13 protein-coding genes and 2 tRNA genes are annotated in these 17,753 nt (G+C 61.6%); 5 read left to right on the top strand and 10 right to left on the bottom strand.

The features are described 5' to 3' along the window. Nucleotides 1–861: a class I SAM-dependent methyltransferase gene (locus WHZ77_RS15220; RefSeq protein ID WP_375314356.1), complete on the bottom strand. Its 861-nt coding sequence runs from the start codon at nucleotides 859–861 to the stop codon at nucleotides 1–3. A 128-nt stretch (nucleotides 862–989) separates the two neighbouring features. Between WHZ77_RS15220 and WHZ77_RS15215 the strand changes: the two genes are divergently transcribed. Beyond that, nucleotides 990–1,066: transfer RNA gene (locus WHZ77_RS15215), tRNA-Val, on the top strand. Between the two features lie 17 nt (nucleotides 1,067–1,083). Here WHZ77_RS15215 and WHZ77_RS15210 read toward each other — a convergent pair. The 5 genes from WHZ77_RS15210 to tig form a co-directional block, all read right to left on the bottom strand. Continuing rightward, the gene (locus tag WHZ77_RS15210; RefSeq protein ID WP_375314355.1) at nucleotides 1,084–1,488 is read right to left on the bottom strand and encodes a GFA family protein; all 405 of its coding nucleotides are present in this window, start codon (nucleotides 1,486–1,488) and stop codon (nucleotides 1,084–1,086) included. Between the two features lie 69 nt (nucleotides 1,489–1,557). Next, nucleotides 1,558–3,981 (bottom strand): endopeptidase La, encoded by a 2,424-nt coding sequence (gene lon, locus WHZ77_RS15205; protein WP_375314354.1) that lies wholly within the window; start codon nucleotides 3,979–3,981, stop codon nucleotides 1,558–1,560. Nucleotides 3,982–4,305: 324 nt separating this feature from the next. Beyond that, nucleotides 4,306–5,577: an ATP-dependent Clp protease ATP-binding subunit ClpX gene (clpX, locus tag WHZ77_RS15200; protein WP_015685740.1), complete on the bottom strand. Its 1,272-nt coding sequence runs from the start codon at nucleotides 5,575–5,577 to the stop codon at nucleotides 4,306–4,308. A 443-nt stretch (nucleotides 5,578–6,020) separates the two neighbouring features. Next, nucleotides 6,021–6,656, bottom strand: coding sequence for an ATP-dependent Clp protease proteolytic subunit (locus WHZ77_RS15195; protein ID WP_375314353.1), 636 nt, complete (start codon nucleotides 6,654–6,656; stop codon nucleotides 6,021–6,023). A gap of 305 nt (nucleotides 6,657–6,961) precedes the next feature. Then, nucleotides 6,962–8,323 (bottom strand): trigger factor, encoded by a 1,362-nt coding sequence (tig, locus tag WHZ77_RS15190; protein WP_375314352.1) that lies wholly within the window; start codon nucleotides 8,321–8,323, stop codon nucleotides 6,962–6,964. Nucleotides 8,324–8,614: 291 nt separating this feature from the next. Between tig and WHZ77_RS15185 the strand changes: the two genes are divergently transcribed. Beyond that, nucleotides 8,615–9,988, top strand: a complete 1,374-nt coding sequence (locus WHZ77_RS15185) for a DUF6538 domain-containing protein (protein WP_375314351.1) — start codon at nucleotides 8,615–8,617, stop codon at nucleotides 9,986–9,988. On the opposite strand, the gene WHZ77_RS15180 is transcribed toward WHZ77_RS15185, so the two are convergent. After that, nucleotides 9,966–10,337 carry a very short patch repair endonuclease gene (locus WHZ77_RS15180; RefSeq protein ID WP_375314729.1) on the bottom strand — a complete coding sequence of 124 codons (372 nt, stop codon included), beginning with the start codon at nucleotides 10,335–10,337 and terminating at the stop codon, nucleotides 9,966–9,968. The two genes, WHZ77_RS15185 and WHZ77_RS15180, sit on opposite strands and share 23 nt — an antisense overlap. A gap of 193 nt (nucleotides 10,338–10,530) precedes the next feature. Between WHZ77_RS15180 and WHZ77_RS15175 the strand changes: the two genes are divergently transcribed. Continuing rightward, nucleotides 10,531–11,130, top strand: a complete 600-nt coding sequence (locus WHZ77_RS15175; RefSeq protein ID WP_375314350.1) for a hypothetical protein — start codon at nucleotides 10,531–10,533, stop codon at nucleotides 11,128–11,130. On the opposite strand, the gene WHZ77_RS15170 is transcribed toward WHZ77_RS15175, so the two are convergent. Beyond that, the gene (locus WHZ77_RS15170; RefSeq protein ID WP_375314349.1) at nucleotides 11,110–13,140 is read right to left on the bottom strand and encodes a BsuBI/PstI family type II restriction endonuclease; all 2,031 of its coding nucleotides are present in this window, start codon (nucleotides 13,138–13,140) and stop codon (nucleotides 11,110–11,112) included. The two genes, WHZ77_RS15175 and WHZ77_RS15170, sit on opposite strands and share 21 nt — an antisense overlap. A gap of 258 nt (nucleotides 13,141–13,398) precedes the next feature. Here WHZ77_RS15170 and WHZ77_RS15165 point away from each other — a divergent pair, with 258 nt between their 5' ends. Further along, nucleotides 13,399–13,941: a recombinase family protein gene (locus tag WHZ77_RS15165; protein WP_375314348.1), complete on the top strand. Its 543-nt coding sequence runs from the start codon at nucleotides 13,399–13,401 to the stop codon at nucleotides 13,939–13,941. A gap of 743 nt (nucleotides 13,942–14,684) precedes the next feature. On the opposite strand, the gene WHZ77_RS15160 is transcribed toward WHZ77_RS15165, so the two are convergent. Continuing rightward, nucleotides 14,685–16,103, bottom strand: a complete 1,419-nt coding sequence (locus tag WHZ77_RS15160; protein ID WP_375314347.1) for a hypothetical protein — start codon at nucleotides 16,101–16,103, stop codon at nucleotides 14,685–14,687. A gap of 96 nt (nucleotides 16,104–16,199) precedes the next feature. After that, nucleotides 16,200–16,284, bottom strand: a tRNA-Leu gene (locus tag WHZ77_RS15155). A gap of 152 nt (nucleotides 16,285–16,436) precedes the next feature. On the opposite strand from WHZ77_RS15155, the gene WHZ77_RS15150 reads away from it, so the two are divergent. Further along, nucleotides 16,437–17,753, top strand: a complete 1,317-nt coding sequence (locus WHZ77_RS15150) for a multicopper oxidase family protein (protein WP_375314346.1) — start codon at nucleotides 16,437–16,439, stop codon at nucleotides 17,751–17,753.

Below are 17,753 nucleotides of genomic sequence, written 5' to 3'. Positions count from 1 at the left end.
CTACTTCGCCTTCGCCGTCACGATCCAGATCGCGCCCTGCAACGCCACGCTCTGCCCCTTCTGGAACGGCGCGAGCGTGTCGCGGATCGAGGCTTTTGCCGCCGCATAGGTCTCCGGCGGATGGCCCTGCAGCGCGCGGCTGGCGGGGCCGATCTGGAGCGAGCCCTCGACCGCGGCATCGAGCCCGCCGCCGATGGCGATGTCCATCGCCAGGTTATGCGGCTCCATCGCCACGTCGACGAAACCTGCGCCCTTCAGGATACGCATCACGCGCTCCTCCGAGGCAAAGGCGAACGGGCCCGGCTCCTCCGGCCCGACTGGCGGCATCTTCGGGACGTGTTTGTAGACCGCCATCAGCGGCGCCATCATCCACGGATTTTCCTTCGGCTCGCGCCAGCAGGCGAAGGCCAGCCGCCCGGACGGCCTCAGCGCACGGCGGAGATTGGTGAAGGATGCAATCGGATCGGCGAAGAACATCACGCCGAAACGCGAGGCGAGCAGATCAAAACTCGCCGGCTCGAACGGATGCACCGTCGCGTCTGCCAGCACGAAATCGAGCGGCAGCCCTTTCGGCGCGAACGCGCGCGCCTGCGACAGCATCGGTTCGGAGACGTCGAGGCCGAGCGCAAATCCGTCAGGCGCCACCGCTTTGGCGAACGCGAACGTCGTCGCGCCGGAGCCGCAGCCCACATCGAGCACGCGCTCGCCGGGCTTCGGCCTGGCGCGATTGATCAGGACGTGGGCAATGGGTCCGAGCAGCGTTTCCTGTGCCGCATGGCGGTCGGCCCAGCGCTGCCCGCTCGGGCCGTTCCAATAGGCGATCTGATCGGCGTTTTGCTCGTGTCCGCTTGGCTGTTGCATTGGGGCCCCTTGTCGTTTTGCCGGTCGTGATACCACGCCGGAAGCCCATCAAGCGGTCAAATCAGCGCGGTTTGCGACGCGGCCACCTCTTGCTCCAGCACCCGCTGGAGCGCTAAAGAGGCGCCGTGGGGCGGTTAGCTCAGCTGGTTAGAGCATCTCGTTTACACCGAGAGGGTCCGCGGTTCGAATCCGTGACCGCCCACCACTCCTGACACCCGAACCTCAATCCCCCGGCTTCCCCGGCAGCAGCGGCACGGCGTCGATCCATACCGCCGCCGACTGGCACCAGATCTGGCGGCTGGGCCGCAATTGGTCGCGCTGGCGGATGCTGCCCCAACGGACGCCCCAGTCGTCGGCCTGGTCGCCCTCGCCGCTGGTGAACAGCGGGGAACCGCAGTCGCCGCAAAAGTGCTGAAAGCGCATCCGGCCATTGTCGCCGCGCTTGCCATAGACCTTCGGGGTGCCGCCGGTCAGCTTGACGTCTGCACCGGTACAGATCGCGGTCACCCGGAACGGCGATCCCGTCAGGGTCTGGCAGTCCCGGCAATGACAGACCGAGACCGCCTCCGGATCGATCTCGGCCTCGAAGGTGATCTGCCCGCAATGGCAGTGACCGTCGATCTGCATTGCGCGTCCCCCTGCCCCCAAAACAAAAACGGCGCCCGAAGGCGCCGTTTTATCATCTCTTGCTGAACTTTAGTGAGCGGTCAGTCCACCGGCGGCTTCGTCGCCGTCCGGCTTCACCGTCACCTTGGTGTCCTCTTCCCAGACGATCGGCACCGGCTTCTTCACCAGCGCCCTGGCGACGACGTCGTCGAGGCGCGAGACCGGGATGATCTCCATGCCGCCCTTGATCGCATCGGAAATCTCCGTGAGATCCTTGGCGTTGTCCTCGGGGATCAGCACCGTCTTGATGCCGCCGCGGGCAGCGGCGAGCAGCTTCTCCTTCAGGCCGCCGATCGGCAGCACGCGGCCGCGCAGCGTGATCTCGCCGGTCATCGCGACATCGTGGCGGACCGGAATGCCGGTCATGACCGAGATGATCGCAGTGGCCATCGCCACGCCGGCCGACGGACCGTCCTTCGGCGTCGCGCCTTCCGGCACGTGCACGTGGATGTCGCGGCGGTCGAACAGCGGCGGCTCGATGCCGTAGACGATCGCGCGCGAGCGGACGTAGGACGCAGCCGCCGAGATCGACTCTTTCATCACGTCGCGCAGATTGCCCGTGACCGTCATCTTGCCCTTGCCGGGCATCATGACGCCTTCGATGGTCAAGAGCTCGCCGCCGACATCGGTCCAGGCAAGGCCGGTGACGATACCGACCTGCGGCTCGCTCTCGATCTCGCCGTAGCGGTACTTCGGCACGCCCAGAAGCTCTTCGAGAATCTTCTCGGTGACCTTGACCGACTTCTTCTTGGAGATCATCAGCTCCTTCACCGCCTTGCGGGCGAGTGTGGAGAGCTCACGCTCCAGATTACGCACGCCCGCTTCGCGGGTGTAGCGGCGGATCAGCAGCAGCAGCGCGTCGTCGTCGATCGAGAACTCCTTGGAGTCGAGGCCGTGCTTGGACACCGCGTTCGGGATCAGGTGCTTGCGCGCGATCTCGACCTTCTCGTTCTCGGTGTAGCCGGCGATCCGGATGATCTCCATGCGGTCCATCAGTGGGCCGGGAATATTGAGCGTATTCGCGGTCGTGATGAACATGACGTTCGACAGATCGTAGTCGACCTCGAGATAGTGGTCGGCAAACGTCCCGTTCTGCTCGGGGTCGAGGACCTCGAGCAAGGCCGAGGACGGATCGCCGCGGAAATCGGCGCCCATCTTGTCGATCTCGTCCAGCAGGAACAGCGGATTGGACGACTTCGCCTTGCGCATCGACTGGATGATCTTGCCGGGCATCGAGCCGATATAGGTGCGGCGGTGACCGCGGATCTCGGCCTCGTCGCGCACGCCGCCGAGCGAGACGCGCACGAATTCGCGCCCCGTCGCCTTCGCGATCGACTTGCCGAGCGAGGTCTTGCCGACGCCGGGAGGTCCGACGAGGCACAGGATCGGGCCGGTCAGCTTGTTGGCGCGCGACTGCACCGCGAGATACTCGACGATGCGTTCCTTGACCTTCTCCAGCCCGTAGTGATCGGAGTCCAGAACGGCCTGCGCCGCTCCCAGATCCTTCTTCACCTTGGACTTCTTGTTCCACGGAATCGACAGCAGCCAGTCCAGATAGTTGCGCACGACGGTCGCTTCCGCGGACATCGGCGACATCTGGCGCAGCTTCTTCAATTCATGCTGCGCCTTCTCGCGCGCTTCCTTGGAGAGCTTGGTCTTGGAGATCTTCTCTTCGAGATCGGCCAGCTCGTCACGACCGTCGTCGTCACCGAGCTCCTTCTGGATCGCCTTCATCTGCTCGTTGAGATAATACTCGCGCTGGGTCTTCTCCATCTGGCGCTTGACGCGCGAGCGGATGCGCTTCTCGACCTGCAGCACCGAGATCTCGCTCTCCATCAGGCCCAGCACCTTCTCGAGGCGCGTGGTGACGGACAGCGTCTCCAGGATGCCCTGGCGGTCCGCGATCTTGACGGCGAGATGCGAGGCAACGGTGTCTGCGAGCTTGGCGAAATCGGTGATCGCCTGCACGACACCAACGACCTCGGCCGAGATCTTCTTGTTGAGCTTCACATAGCTCTCGAAGTCGGACACGACCGAACGCGACAGCGCTTCCGCCTCGACCGACTTTGCGTCGGTGTCGGCAAGCGCAATTGCGGTCGCTTCATAGTACTCGCTGCGATCGGTGTACTTCTGCACGCGCGCACGCTCGAGCCCTTCGACCAGCACCTTCACGGTGCCGTCGGGAAGCTTCAGGAGCTGGAGCACGCTGGCAAGCGTACCGGTCTCGTAAATGGCATCGGGCGCCGGATCATCGTCCGACGCGTTCTTCTGCGTCGCGAGCATGATCAGCGCGTCGTTCTTCATCACCTCTTCGAGCGCACGGATCGACTTCTCGCGGCCGACGAAGAGCGGAACGATCATGTGCGGGAAGACGACGATGTCGCGCAGCGGCAGCACGGGATAAGCGTGTGTTTCGCCATGGACAATGGTTGGCCGGGGTTTTGGATTCGTCATGGCCTTTTCCTTTTGCTTTGCCCCCTTGCACGCAGCCCGCCATGCTCATGCGCAACCGCCACAAGGTGCCGAGGTGATCCACAAAACCAGCCTGCCATTCACGGGGCGGACCGGGCTTGCCGGATCGGAACTGAGGCGAATCTTGAACAGAAGTTTCGCTCGCCGTCGATATTAGGTGGCTATCGAGCGGGGGGGTGTCAAGTCATTGAAAGACGCGCGCCATCAGGCGCTTACGCACGCGAATAAGCGACGCAATACCGGCTGCGGAGGAACTTTCCGCAGCCCTTACTTGATAAGACGATTGGAGCGTTCCAGCGCCGCAAATCAGGCGCTGGCGTTCTCGACGGCACGATCGGACCGATCGGCGTAGATGTAGAGCGGACGGGCCGTTCCTTCCACGACTTCGCGCGAAATCACGACTTCTTCCACACCTTCGAGGCCCGGCAGGTCGAACATGGTCTCGAGCAGGATCGCCTCGAGGATCGAACGCAGACCACGCGCGCCGGTCTTGCGCTCGATCGCCCTGCGGGCGACCGCGCCAAGCGCCTCGTCGGCGAAGGTCAGCTCGATGTTCTCCATCTCGAACAGCCGCTGGTACTGTTTCACCAGCGCGTTCTTCGGCTCGGTGAGGATCTTCTTCAGCGAGGCCTCGTCGAGGTCCTCGAGCGTCGCCACGACCGGCAGACGGCCGACGAACTCGGGAATGAGGCCGTACTTCAAGAGGTCCTCAGGCTCGACGTGACGGAAGATCTCGCCGGTCCGGCGATCCTCCGGCGCGAGCACCTGGGCGGCGAAGCCGATCGACGTCGACCGGCCGCGCGCCGAGATGATCTTCTCGAGGCCGGCGAACGCACCGCCGCAGATGAACAGGATGTTGGTGGTATCCACCTGCAGGAACTCCTGCTGCGGATGCTTGCGGCCGCCCTGCGGCGGGACCGAAGCCACCGTGCCCTCCATGATCTTCAGCAGCGCCTGCTGCACGCCCTCACCCGACACGTCGCGCGTGATCGAGGGATTGTCGGACTTGCGGCTGATCTTGTCGATTTCGTCGATGTAGACGATGCCGCGCTGGGCGCGCTCGACATTGTAGTCGGCGGCCTGAAGCAGCTTCAGGATGATGTTCTCGACGTCCTCACCGACATAGCCGGCTTCGGTCAGAGTCGTCGCGTCAGCCATGGTGAAGGGCACGTCCAGGATGCGGGCGAGCGTCTGCGCGAGCAGCGTCTTGCCCGAGCCGGTCGGACCGATCAGCAGGATGTTCGACTTCGCAAGCTCGACGTCGTTGTGCTTGGTCTGGTGATTGAGGCGCTTGTAGTGATTGTGCACCGCGACCGACAGGACCTTCTTGGCATGGCTCTGGCCGATCACGTAATCGTCCAGCACCTTGCAGATTTCCTTCGGCGTCGGAATGCCGTCGCGCGACTTGACCAGCGAGGATTTGTTTTCCTCGCGGATGATGTCCATGCACAACTCGACGCACTCGTCGCAGATGAAGACCGTGGGACCCGCGATCAGTTTGCGGACTTCGTGCTGGCTCTTGCCGCAGAACGAGCAATACAGCGTGTTCTTGGAGTCGCTCGTGCCGACCTTACTCATTCATGTCTCCGTCCGCGGTTCGATCTCGTCCGCTCGATCGCCCATTCCGACACAGTCGCCGGCATGAGACTCAAATAGAGCAAATTCCGTACCAAAAAAGACCCTACGCGTTACATCCCGTGCGAATCACGGTCACTCGACTCTCCGCGATCATAGCCGATCATTCGTAGCCAACCATGCTGTCACCCGACTATCAAGAATTCGCTAATCGGGGAGCCGCCGGCTACCCGTGACAATACCGTGATTTCACGTCTTGGCACGGGAGAACTGATCGAAATCGCGGTTGCGTGGCTGGATTGCCACGCAAAACAAGCACGAAAGCGGAACCTTCTGCCTGCCGCTGGGCGCAAAATTGCTTTTCCGCCCCTGCGGACGCGTTCTTAGCATGAACGGCGTCCTGACGATCCCCGCAATGCCGGGATCGCTGCTGCATCCCGGTAGTGCTACGGGGTCTTCACGCCCGCCGGCTCCTCGGCACGCTTGTCGATGACCTTGTCCACCAGACCGAACTCCTTGGCGTCGTTCGCGGTCAGGAACTTGTCGCGTTCCAGCGCATCCTCGATCGTCTTGTAGGTCTGGCCGGTGTGCTTCACGTAGATCTCGTTGAGCCGCTTCTTCAGGTTCAGGATTTCCTGGGCGTGCAGCATGATGTCGGTGGCCTGGCCCTGGAAGCCGCCGGAGGGCTGATGCACCATGATGCGCGCGTTCGGCAGCGAGAAGCGCATGTCCTTCTCGCCGGCGCAGAGCAGCAGCGAGCCCATCGAGGCCGCCTGGCCCGTGCACAGCGTCGAGACCGGCGGGCGGATGAACTGCATGGTGTCGTAGATCGCAAGACCCGACGTCACCACGCCGCCCGGCGAGTTGATGTACATCGAGATTTCCTTCTTCGGATTTTCCGCCTCGAGGAACAAGAGCTGCGCGACGATCAGCGTCGACATGCCATCCTCGACCGGTCCGGTCAGGAAGATGATGCGCTCCTTCAAAAGGCGCGAGAAAATGTCGTAGGCGCGCTCGCCACGGTTGGTCTGCTCGACCACCATGGGCACGAGGTTCATGTAGGTTTCAACCGGATCGCGCATGAGTCACCTGGGGTTTTAGGAGGACATCGCCAGTCTTGGCTGCCAGGCTTGCTGGACTTGCCGGAAGATCGATGGACATCCCGTGATGCAGGAAGTTGGTAGAAGTAGAACGCGTAGGTAAAGGGCGTACCGACAGATATAGCCCAATTCGCGCCAGACAAGTGCGGAGCGAATTAAGGCTTAATCCACCCGGCACTTGAAGCTGATTCTCGCAAAAAGGCCCAGCCAGCCACATGGCTAGCCGGGCCTGATCCTCGATCATCCTTAATAGAAGGCTTTCTTAGGGAAAGGATTGCTCAAAGCCTTCAGGCTGCGGTCTTTTCCGCCTCGTCGTCCTTGTAGAGGTCATCGCGCGAGACCTTCTTTTCGGTCACGTTGGCGAGCTCAAGGATGAAGTCGACGACCTTGTCCTCGTAAATCGGTGCACGAAGCTGGGCCAGCGCCTGGGCGTTGCTGCGGTAATAGTCCCAGACTTCCTTCTCGCGGCCGGGCATCGAGCGCGCCCGCTCGATCACGGCGCGGCCGACCTCGTCGTCGGTCACGGTGATCTTGTTCTTCTCGCCGATCTCCGAGAGCACGAGGCCAAGCCGCACGCGGCGGTCGGCGATCTTGCGGTACTCTTCCTTGGCGGCGTCTTCAGTGGTGTTCTCGTCGGCAAAGGTCTTGGCCGCGGAGTCCATCTCGGCCCTGACCGAGTTCCACATCAGATTGAACTCCTCGTCGACGAGCGAGGGCGGCGCCTCGAAGCGATGAGCCTCGTCGAGCTGGTCGAGCAGCGCACGCTTGACGCGCTGGCGCGTCGCGGTCGAGAACTCGGCGACCAGCCGCTCGCGCGCGGCTTCCTTCAGCTTGTCCAGCGATTCGAGGCCAAGCGTCTTGGCGAACTCGTCGTCGATCGTGATGTCCTGCGGCGCCTCGATCGTCGTTGCCGTGGTCTCGAACTCGGCCGGCTGGCCGGCGAGCTTCTCGCTCATGTAGTTCTTGGGGAACGTCACCTTCAGCGTGCGTGTCTCGCCCGCGCCGATGCCGATGAGCTGCTCCTCGAAGCCAGGAATGAAGGTGTTGGAGCCGATCACGACCTGGATGCCCTCGCCGGTGCCGCCCTCGAAGGCTTCGCCGTTGATGGTGCCCTTGAAGCTGATGGTGACGCGGTCGCCCGACTCAGCCTTGGCGCCGTCCGCCTTCGCGGCATAGCCGCGGTTGGAATCGGCGATGCGCTTGATCGCCTCGTCAACGTCGGCGTCGGTCACGTCGGCGACCGGCTTCTCGACCTGGAAGGACTTGAAGTCGGCGAGCGCGATCGCCGGCACCACCTCGATCGCGACCGTGTAGGTCAGATCGGTCTTGCCGCTCAGCAGCTCATCGACCTCGGCCTGCTCGCTCGGCATGGTGATCTTCGGCTCGGTCGCAAGGCGAAAGCCGCGCTCGGAGAAGAGCTGCGTGTTGGTGTCGCGGATGGTCTGATCGATGGTCTCGGCCATCACCGAGCGGCCATACACCTTCTTCAGGTGAGAGACCGGCACCTTGCCGGGGCGGAAGCCGTTGATGCGGACCTTGTCCTTGAGATCGACGAGCTTGGCGCCGGCCTTAGCGTCGAGATCAGACGCGGGAACGCTGATCTTGAACTCGTGCTTCAAACCTTCCGAGAGGGTTTCTGTGACCTGCATGGCGTCCAATCTTCTTCTCGTTCGGCCCCGGCACGCTATCGCGTCGGGACGCTGTCATTAATCGATCCGGCGCGAGGCGAACGCCTCAACGCCGGCGGTTGATCGGACCGCTTCCGCCGGAAACACTCCGTGTGGAAGCAGCCCTTTGGTAATCCGTGCAAACGCTGAAAGCGCTTGGTGCGGGCGGAGGGAGCCGCCCCGTTAGTCACAAGAACTCCCTAAATCCTTGCAATTCTTACACTTAACTCTATTTCCGGTGGGGTTCACCAGTGGGGTCAGATACCGATGAGCATGAGCCAGTATCTTGAGAAGCGACACAACACTTACTTCGCTGTGGTCGAGGTCCCGAAGCCCCTGCGCGCCCAATTGGGCAAGCGGCGCTTCATACGCTCTCTCAAGACTGACAGCCTCTCGGAGGCCAACCGCCTGAAGCTGCCGCTCGTAGCCGAATGGAAGCGCCAAATCAATCGTGCTGAGAAGGGGCAGCCCGACCGCTTCGCTGCCATCAGGGAGCGGCTGGTGGAGCTTCGCAGGGACATAGATGATGCCTCCGATGTTTGGCGGCAAGGCCCGCACGAGCACGAACACAACGACCGCGACACGGCTATTTCGGACGCCAAGGAGGCCCTGAAGGCTCTGGCTGACGACATGGGACTTGGCGAGGATGTAATGCGCCCTGCCCGCGCCTTTGTGTTGGAGGGGCAAACTCTCATCCGCGAGCTTCTGCCACTCTGGAAGCCAGAGATGGAGGGAACCGTCCAGACCCGCGACCAGCATGAGTTCGCCGTCCAAGAGTTCCTGAAGCACGCGGGCGAGGTCACCACCATCCAAGAGGTCAACCGCAAGAAGGCTGGCGAGTGGATTGGTAAGCTGATCGCGGGGGAGGAACTGAGCCGCCGCACCATCGAGCGCTACGCCTCAAGCATGAGCACCATGTGGAAGTGGATGCATCGGCGCGGCCATTGGGAGGGCGACCCGAACGCCAACCCGTGGCTTGGGCATGGCCTTGGCGCAGGCAAGAAGAAGCGCAAGCGCAAGCCCCTGCCCGAAGCAGCGGTCATCAAGCTCCTCTCGACCGCCTACGCGCCCTCCGGCCAGCGGCGCAACAAGCGTTACGAGAAGGTCATCCCCGACGTGCTCCGCCTCGCCCTGCTCACTGGAATGCGCCTTGGCGAGATATGCGAACTGGAGCGGACGGACGTTGAGAAGCGCGCGGACGGCTATTGGTTCAACCTTGGAGAAGGCAAGACCGAAGCCGCTGAGCGTTCCGTGCCGGTGCATCCGGTCGCTGTACCCATCGTGGAGCGCTATCTGGCGCTTGGGGACCGCTACTTCATCCCCGACTTGGTGCCGGGCGGTAGGGATAAGCGGCGAGGCCATCACGTCTCCAAGGCGTTCGGGCGCTTCAGGGGCTACGCGGAGGTCACTGAGAAGGGCCAGGTATTCCACGCCTTGCGCAACACGTTCATGGGCTACATGGAGGGCCACGGAGTGCCTGAAAGCACCACCAAGCTCCTTGTGGGCCACGCTCGTGAGAGCATGACGTATGGTCATTACTCGGACGGGCAGCGTGTGGACCTACGAGAGGCGATGAGCAAGCTCGACTACGGGCCTATCATCATGAAGCTAATCAATGACGGCCCTAATCCCTCAGAAATTGCCTGATCTTTCCCGCAACCTTCATTGTGTCTTTGAGTTCGCACTCCCAAATGATCAAGATGCGCCACCCTGCTGCCCGCAGCTTTCCACCGTTGGTCCGGTCGCGCTCTCTGTTGTAAGCGATTTTATTGACCCAATACTCTCGGTTTGTCTTTGGGGGATTGGCCACTGCTCGGCACCCGTGGCCGTGCCAATAGCAGCCATGAACAAAGATCAACTTCCGCTTTCGTGAGAAGGTCAGGTCAGGCTTGCCGGGAAGGTCAGCGCGATGCAGCCTGAACCTGAAGCCCAAGCCGTGTGTAAGACTGCGGACGGCAAGCTCTGGCTTGGTGTTCTTAGACCTGATCGCGCGCATGTTCGCGCTTCGCTGTTTTGGGGTTATCCTCTCTGCCATGATGCCCTCCCCTCACCCTGCTACCCCTTTCTTGTGGGCCGCTGCTGCTGCAATCAAGCAGTTTCGATCCCCCGTGTCGCGGCGGGGAACGCCCACAATCTCGGACGCAGAATTGCTGCGAAAAGTGCGATCAAACACGTTCGACGACACAGACTTGGTCGAGTTTCTCAAGCGGGAAGAAGCCTTTTGGTCACCGTTGAACAAGTTGGAGCATCGCTCTCGTCTGTATGAGCTTGTCGCCATTTCGAGAAAGATACTTGCCCCCACCCCTCTAAAGCCCGCTGAGCAGGTCCAAACGTGGCTACGGCTCATCCAACGCACCAGCGAGCTGCCTTGGCTCAAGGGGGCACAGCTTCGCACCGTTTGTCTGCGCATTGTGTGGCTGTTCTCGCCTGAAACCGTGGTGCGCTGGGACGACCAGCAATGCAGCGGATTGATGCGGTTTGGCCTCCCCTTGAAGGGTCGGGAGCGCTCGAAGGATCAAGCGAACAGCTTCGTCAACCTTGCGGCGCAAGCCGTGAGGGAGCACCACACTGTTTTGCAGTGGTCGGCGGAGGCTGGCGCTGCGCTCAACGGTGGAGAGGTTTATCCGTTCCCTGCTTTCATTTTTGATCGCCTCTTAGTCTTTGCGAGCTTCGACAAGTGGCGCAAAGCCGATGCTCTGTCGAAGCTTCTACAAGATGACCTAAGCCGTGACTGGTTCGTCAGCTCCTGCAAGAAGGCGGACGAAGTCTTATTCAGTGTACGGGCTTAGGTACTTATCTCCGTTGAAGTGGATCATGTGGTCGGGGTTATTTGCGATCCAAACCTCTGTTTCCCATCCGATTTGCTGCGAAAAACCAGCGAAGGTCTTCCTGTCAGGAAACGCAGTGATGAAAATGATGGGATGGTTCATGCCCTTGGAGTGGGCTCGCGTCCGCAATTCTTCCCTGCGGATATCGCTGATCGGCCCGAAGCTGGAAACGGCTTCGATGTAGAAAAGACAGTTCCGATCGTTGTCGAACGCCACCACGTCCGGCAAGGTGTCTCTCGACGGCTGAGGTAGCCGAAGTTCCTCTAAACGATCCTTGTGGACAAACAGCATCTTTTGGTTGGCATCGCCTAAGTAGAGAAGCTCAGCGCCCGGCGCGTGTCGCGGGAGCAGCTGCTCAACGATGGCCTTCTGAAGTTCGTTGTGAGCACCCGACGATAGGTTCAGGACCTGCCCGTCTGGCAATTTGACCGGGACAGCTTTCAGCTGCCGAGCGCGGCTTAGGCGATCAGCTATTTCACCCACTGCCGCGCGAAAAGTGATCAGTTTGTTTTCCCAATCCTCACTGCCATAGGCTCGCAAGAGAGGAACGGCGGGTTCACTTAGTGCATACCCCCTCGTACCATCGTTCGTGTCCGCGTGCGGATCAGCGGCGCTACTGGCGACCAACCCGTAGGCCACCAGGATTTTGAGGTCCTTCCTACGTACGTCGTCGTACGAGCTGTCTGCGACGGCTTCGCCATACTCGTCATTCCAAATCCGAATGATATCCCGCGTCTTCAGAGGCTTGAAGCCTTCCTGAAGGGACTTTGCTCCCGTCCAAGGGTCGCCGGGCCTGATGCCTGCGACCGCAAGCAGTGCTTTGGCGACCCGCTCTCTCCGGCGCGGGGTCTCCTCCCGGAGGGGCACGCCAACCTGCCGCAGAATGTTCTGAGCTTGTTCGACCTTTTCCTTGTAGTCGTCCGGCACGAAGAACTCCATCTGATCGAACATTGCCGATACCCGTTTCATCGGGCGGGCTTCCGAGCGCAACGCGCGCATTGCGGCGCGCCCAATGGCTAAGCTCATGAGGGGAGCAACCGAATTGCCAATTTGCTCGAACTGCTCGGCTTCTGTGCCCTCAAACTTGAACCACGAGGGGAAAGATTGAAGACGGGCGGCCTCTTCGAGATGAAGCATGCGTCGGCGGCCATCCGGCAACTTGACGCGCACCATGTCCGAAGTTGCCCCGAACAGGTTACGACAGGTGAGCGTCCGTGCGGGCTGATTTAGGTGCAAGTCTCTCGGGCGCACACAAGCGCTCTTTGCCTCGTACGCAGCGATGTACTTGTCCATGCTGGGCGTCAAAAACCGACTTTCCTCGCTGTGCTTCGTGGCGAGGTCACCCAGAGCCACCCCCACCGTAACCGGATGATTAGTCACGTGCTCAGGCCATTCCCAGCCGCACTTGCTGGCGACAATGACAACCCTTTGTCGCTTCTGCGGCACGCCGAAGTCCACCGTATTCAGCAATCTGGTGTCCACGGCATACCCGAAGCGCTCCAGTTCTCGAACGACTTGCTTCAGGTAGTCCTTATTGCGGAAAAGAAGCCCCCTCACATTTTCTATGATTGCCAAACGAGGTTCTGAGCGCCGCACTACATCGAGGAAGATAGGAAAGCCGTCTCGGTCGTCATGTCGCCCGCGTTGATACCCAATCTGGCTAAAGGGCTGACAAGGCGGGCCGCCAATAACTACGTCGAACTTCCCCAACTCGTCCCCAATGTCGAGTTGCCGTTCGTGGCAAGAGCCGACAAGGTTTGCGTTGTAGGTCCGAACCGGCGCGCTCGCCATTTCGTAGCCAACAGTCCGAAAGCCCGCTGCCTCAAAGCCGAGCGCCAGCCCCCCACAGCCCGCGAACAGGTCCAAAACGACTGGAGCATCCGCCGCCGGCTCAGGTTTGCGAAGCTGCTCGTCCAGCCATTGCACCCAAGCAGCAGTCGAAAGGAACTTGACCGGCAGCGATCCGTGCATCTGCCTAACTTACATTTGGAGGAGCGATTTGGTGGAAGAGGTAACACCTCGTACCTGACCGCAAAAGGCGCTTGGACTGAGCCGAACGGGTTGTCACCAGTTCCGCTTGGCGCGAATCGTCACCCTTTGCATCGATAGGGTACACGTCAGCGAGACGCTGCGGTGAGACACAAATTCCGTCTCGTTAGGGTTGACTTTGGAATTGTGAGACAGCATAGTCTCATGGTCTTAGAGCCTAACGAGACATTGGAGCTTGCAGTGACCACCATCGGATACGCCCGCGTCAGCACCACCGACCAGAACCTCGCCATTCAAGAAGACGCCTTGCGCGTGGCAGGCTGTGACCTGATCCGCTCGGAGAAGCGGAGCGGCACCACAACGGCAGGGCGTGAGGAGCTTCGCACCGTCCTCGATTTCCTGCGGGCGGGTGACACGCTCATGGTGACGCGCATCGACCGCCTCGCCCGCTCCGTTGGCGACCTTCAGGATATCGTTCGCACCGTGAAGGCGCGCGGCGCTTCCCTCAAGGCAACCGAACAACCGATTGATACGGGCACCGCAGCCGGGAAGTGTTTCTTGGACATGCTGTCTGTGTTCGCTGAGTTTGAGACCAACCTGCGACGCGAACGCCAGCTTGAAGGCATTGCCGACGCCAAGGCGCGAGGCGTCTACCGTGGCCGCAAGGCGTCCATTGATCCGGCCAAGGTGAAGGCGATGAAGGCAGAAGGCATGGGCGCATCGGCCATCGCCAAGGCCCTCAAGATCGGCCGCGCTTCGGTCTATCGCGCTCTTGAGGAGTGAGGAAGCGCGCCATGCTCGTTCAAGTCTCTACGGCCGCCTTCATCCTCTCCGCACTCACAGGCTCTCGCGGTCTCATCCTGCTCACGGTGACGGCGCTGGCTGTGTCCGTCTACATCGGCCACTGACGCGGTGCCGATTGTCGGGAGGGGCACGGCAGAATAGCCCGCCGCGCCTCTCGCTCTCTCTTGCCTCGCTGTCATCATCGACGCTTGCGGTGTGCGGTAAGCTCTCGACCGAGGACGAGGGCACAAGGGACGTTAGGGTCCTGGACCGTCCGGCCGATTGCCAAACTCTGTCCAAAATCGATTTCGAGTTCCTTGGGTTCAAGGTCGAGTTGTTGTTCGATCAGGGAGCCTCGCGAGAGCCTTGAAAGTCTCCGGGTCCTCCCGCCCCCCACCGATCCCAGAAGCGCTGTACGGGGCTCTAAAGCATCCTACGGGGCATTTGAAGCAGGAGGTCTAACGGTCTCCTGCACACCGCGCTCCGTGCAGCAACATTAACGTACACCAAACGAAATTAGCCCCTAAGGCGCTGATAGCGCATCACAAATCGCCAAGGCCGCGGTCGAGAAAACCCCTACCTCCCCTGTGCTTTGGGACCATTCGGCGGCACCATGGGGGCCAAAGCCAGACCTAAGTCTCTCCGCAGCACGCCTTACGTGGTTCTATGTATAGTGACAGAGGGCGGCACTCCCAAAGCTCATGGTGTAGATAGTTCTCATCATCATAGAGCTTACCGAGCCCTCAAGCCTCATCGGCTCTGGTGTTGATCATTGGTGCCTTGGGCGGCAGGCCGCTGAACTCCCTTCCAACAGCCGCCACAGCCTCTCTGATACCCGGTAGCCCGCTCTTGGTCTTGATCACCGGGCACACGCCCACTTTGTGGTAGAAGCTCTGGTAGAGCGCTCTCGCCCCTTCAGCAGCATCAGAGGCGGGCACGATCAGCGCATCATGCATTGGGAGTGCAGGTATCTCCATCTGCATCAGGTTCTCAATCGCCCACAGGATGATTTCGCTCTCGACAAACATGAGGTTTCCCCACTCCAGCCCCCAACTGCCGATATGCTTGAGCGCGGGAAAGGCTTCCTTTGCCTTGGTTTCAATATCGGGGGCAGTGCCAACCTTGCCGGGGCGAATCCCATCGTGCTCTTCGGCATAGCGCTTAGTAAATTCCTTCGGCCACCGCCCACACGCCTTTCCTGCGCCGAACGAGAACGTCATCCACGCCTTCACAAGGTCTCGGTCGGCCTGAACGCGCGCGTAGGGGTCTTCGTCCGGTGCCAGCAACAGCGGTTGACCTGCAAGAGCATGGAAGATGCACAGATAGGAACCGGCAATGTCGAGTTCGATTACTGGCTCACCATCGATGGTGATGTTTGAGCGTAGCTCTCGGTCCTCCTTCGGCTTGCTGGACATGCTCTGGTAGCTTGGCCGCTCCGTGCCGCTATCGCTGTAAAGCCTCCCGCCCCTGTCCCATCGATAGGTCGAGAGGTCATCACATTGGTTGAACAACCGATAGAACATGCGGTGATCGGCCCCGCCGATTGTGAACCCGTCTATGAACCTGTTGATGGCGACCACAAGCTCCTCCATCTGCTTTGTCAGCGGAGTGCGCTTGATAGGGACCTTTCGACCCTTCGACGTGCGAGCCTCAAGGGGCTGATGCTCTATCGCGAAATGCCGCTGTATTTGCGTCAGCTTGATCCCGTGCCGAGACGCCAGATCAATCAGGGCTGGTGTCGCCTCGAACTTGGCCGCTTCTCCCGGTCGGTGTTCTGTCTTCGTACGGTCATCGAAGCTCGGCCCATAGGCTGCATAGCCGGGTGTGTGGTGGACGTAGTCGAGCTTCTTCAATCCTTCGAGCGCGATGTTGACGTTCTCAAGCGTCACCACGTCCCGTAGGAAGCCTTTCTTGCTCAGTGATCTGCTGAAGCGTCCTGTGCCGTTGCTGGCCTTGGCGTGCAGCAGTTCGCCCACAAAGCGCTCTACGGTGACGTAGAACGTCTTCGCGTCATTCTCCCTGCGCTTTCGCCGCCGGGTCTCTGTGTTGAGGATGGCGTCGTAAACTTCATTCACAAGTGCCTTGGCCGCCACTGACCGCGCTCGAAACTCAAAGGCTCCGTAAACGTCGGTCAGGCGGGTGTCGCGAAACGGTTGGTCCATCAAGCCTATTTTGGTGGGGTTGACTGGTGGGGTTGGACGTTTTCGGCCCATCGGTAAGGACCTGAAAACATTCGAGAACCTCGTCGCTGGTGCTATTGGTGCGGGCGGAGGGACTCGAACCCCCACAACTTTCGTCACTGGAACCTAAATCCAGCGCGTCTACCAGTTCCGCCACGCCCGCGTAATTTGCATCAAGACCGGCCGCGATGCCGCGGGCGGCGGGCTTATAGCATGTGCCCGCCTGTTCGCAGCAAAAAAATGGTCCGATCGAGGCCTGCTTCAAGTAGTCAGGATGGCTGGACTTATCCAGCGCGGCATGGTCCGGATCGAGCCATGAAACTGCGGATCTTCGAACCGACCAGGCGCGAGATTCTGGCCGGACTTGGTGCCTCGCTCGGAGCCTCTGCGGCCGGGTTGATGTCCGGCGGCGCAGGCCCGCTGGTGACCGCCCAGGTCGCGCTCCAGGCCCGACTCGCGACCCTGGCTCTGCGGCCAGGTCAGCCGGCTACACCAATCTGGGAGCTGGCCGCCGTAAGCCACACCAGGGGCGTCCGTCTCAGGCGTGGCGACCGCTGCGAGGTGGTCTTCCGCAACGACCTGCCTGTGCCGCTTGCCCCAGTCTGGTACGGCCTGAATGGCCCCGCCGCGGTCGACCCGCTGCGGGGGCGCGCGCCGACAGCGCCGGACACGACCGAAACATCAATTATTTCAATAGCAAACGCCGGGACCCTGCTGGCCGACTTCCGCCTTTTCGAGGACGGCCTCAAGCAGCCCGCACGCCCGATTCCGATTATCGCTGACGAACCAATTCGGATCGCAGTCGATCGCGACGAGATCCTGCTGATCGAGGAATGGCGCCTGCGGCCGGACGGGACCGCGCTCCCCCCGGGGCACGACCCGAAGGACACGACACCGCTGTACACAATCAACGGGCAGACTTCATTCGAACTCTCAGCCAAGGCCGGTGAGCGGTTGCGGCTGCGCTTCATCAACGGCTCGCAACGGTCTGTCCTGGCGATCAAATTGGAGAATCACGACGTCCGCGTGGTGGCGCTGGATGGACAACCGGCCGAGCCGTTCCCGGCGCGGAGCGGCGCCCTGGTGCTCGCCCCCGGGGCACGTGCCGACGCCGTGGTGGATGCAGCCGCATCGGTCCCAATCCTGCTTCATGACGGCAGGGAGGCGCGGCCCATCGGGAAGCTCACGATATCGGGCGAACCGGAGCGGCGCGCGCCGCTGTTGCCGCCCGAGCGGCTCCCGCCGAACGACTTGCCCGAGAAACTCGACCTGAGAGGCGCCCTGCGGTTCGATGTCGCGCTCGGCGCGCCCGATGCCGGTTGGACGCGGCCGACAGGCTTCTCCGTCGCCTCCGCTCCCGCCTTCCGCGCCAAGCCCGGCCGCACCGTCGTGCTGACCCTCAAGAACCCCGCGCCGGTCACCAGCGTGTTCCACCTGCACGGCCATCACTTCCGTCTGCTCGACCGGCTCGACGACGGCTGGAAGCCCTACTGGCTCGACACGCTCGCCGTCGAGCCTAGCCAGACCCAGCGCATCGCATTCGCAGCGACCTCGCCCGGCCGCTGGCTGCTCGAATCCGTCGTCACCGACTGGGCCGCGCCGCGGCTGGTGCGCTGGTACGCGGTGGAGTGA

Source organism: Bradyrhizobium sp. A5 (genome assembly GCF_042076515.1).
GTDB classification, from domain to species: Bacteria; Pseudomonadota; Alphaproteobacteria; order Rhizobiales; family Xanthobacteraceae; genus Bradyrhizobium; species Bradyrhizobium cosmicum.
Note: the sequence above shows the minus strand (reverse complement) of the source record. Positions and strands in the feature narration are given on the sequence as shown.

Excerpts from the sequence above, each read along its gene's own strand:
- WHZ77_RS15180 (WP_375314729.1), bottom strand. The coding sequence starts at position 10,337 with ATGCGCGCGATCAGGTCTAAGAACACCAAGCCAGAGCTTGCCGTCCGC.
- WHZ77_RS15150 (WP_375314346.1), top strand. The coding sequence starts at position 16,437 with ATGAAACTGCGGATCTTCGAACCGACCAGGCGCGAGATTCTGGCCGGA.
- lon (WP_375314354.1), bottom strand. The coding sequence starts at position 3,981 with ATGACGAATCCAAAACCCCGGCCAACCATTGTCCATGGCGAAACACAC.
- WHZ77_RS15170 (WP_375314349.1), bottom strand. The coding sequence starts at position 13,140 with ATGCACGGATCGCTGCCGGTCAAGTTCCTTTCGACTGCTGCTTGGGTG.
- WHZ77_RS15160 (WP_375314347.1), bottom strand. The coding sequence starts at position 16,103 with ATGGACCAACCGTTTCGCGACACCCGCCTGACCGACGTTTACGGAGCC.
- WHZ77_RS15185 (WP_375314351.1), top strand. The coding sequence starts at position 8,615 with ATGAGCCAGTATCTTGAGAAGCGACACAACACTTACTTCGCTGTGGTC.
- WHZ77_RS15220 (WP_375314356.1), bottom strand. The coding sequence starts at position 861 with ATGCAACAGCCAAGCGGACACGAGCAAAACGCCGATCAGATCGCCTAT.
- tig (WP_375314352.1), bottom strand. The coding sequence starts at position 8,323 with ATGCAGGTCACAGAAACCCTCTCGGAAGGTTTGAAGCACGAGTTCAAG.
- WHZ77_RS15210 (WP_375314355.1), bottom strand. The coding sequence starts at position 1,488 with ATGCAGATCGACGGTCACTGCCATTGCGGGCAGATCACCTTCGAGGCC.
- WHZ77_RS15195 (WP_375314353.1), bottom strand. The coding sequence starts at position 6,656 with ATGCGCGATCCGGTTGAAACCTACATGAACCTCGTGCCCATGGTGGTC.
- clpX (WP_015685740.1), bottom strand. The coding sequence starts at position 5,577 with ATGAGTAAGGTCGGCACGAGCGACTCCAAGAACACGCTGTATTGCTCG.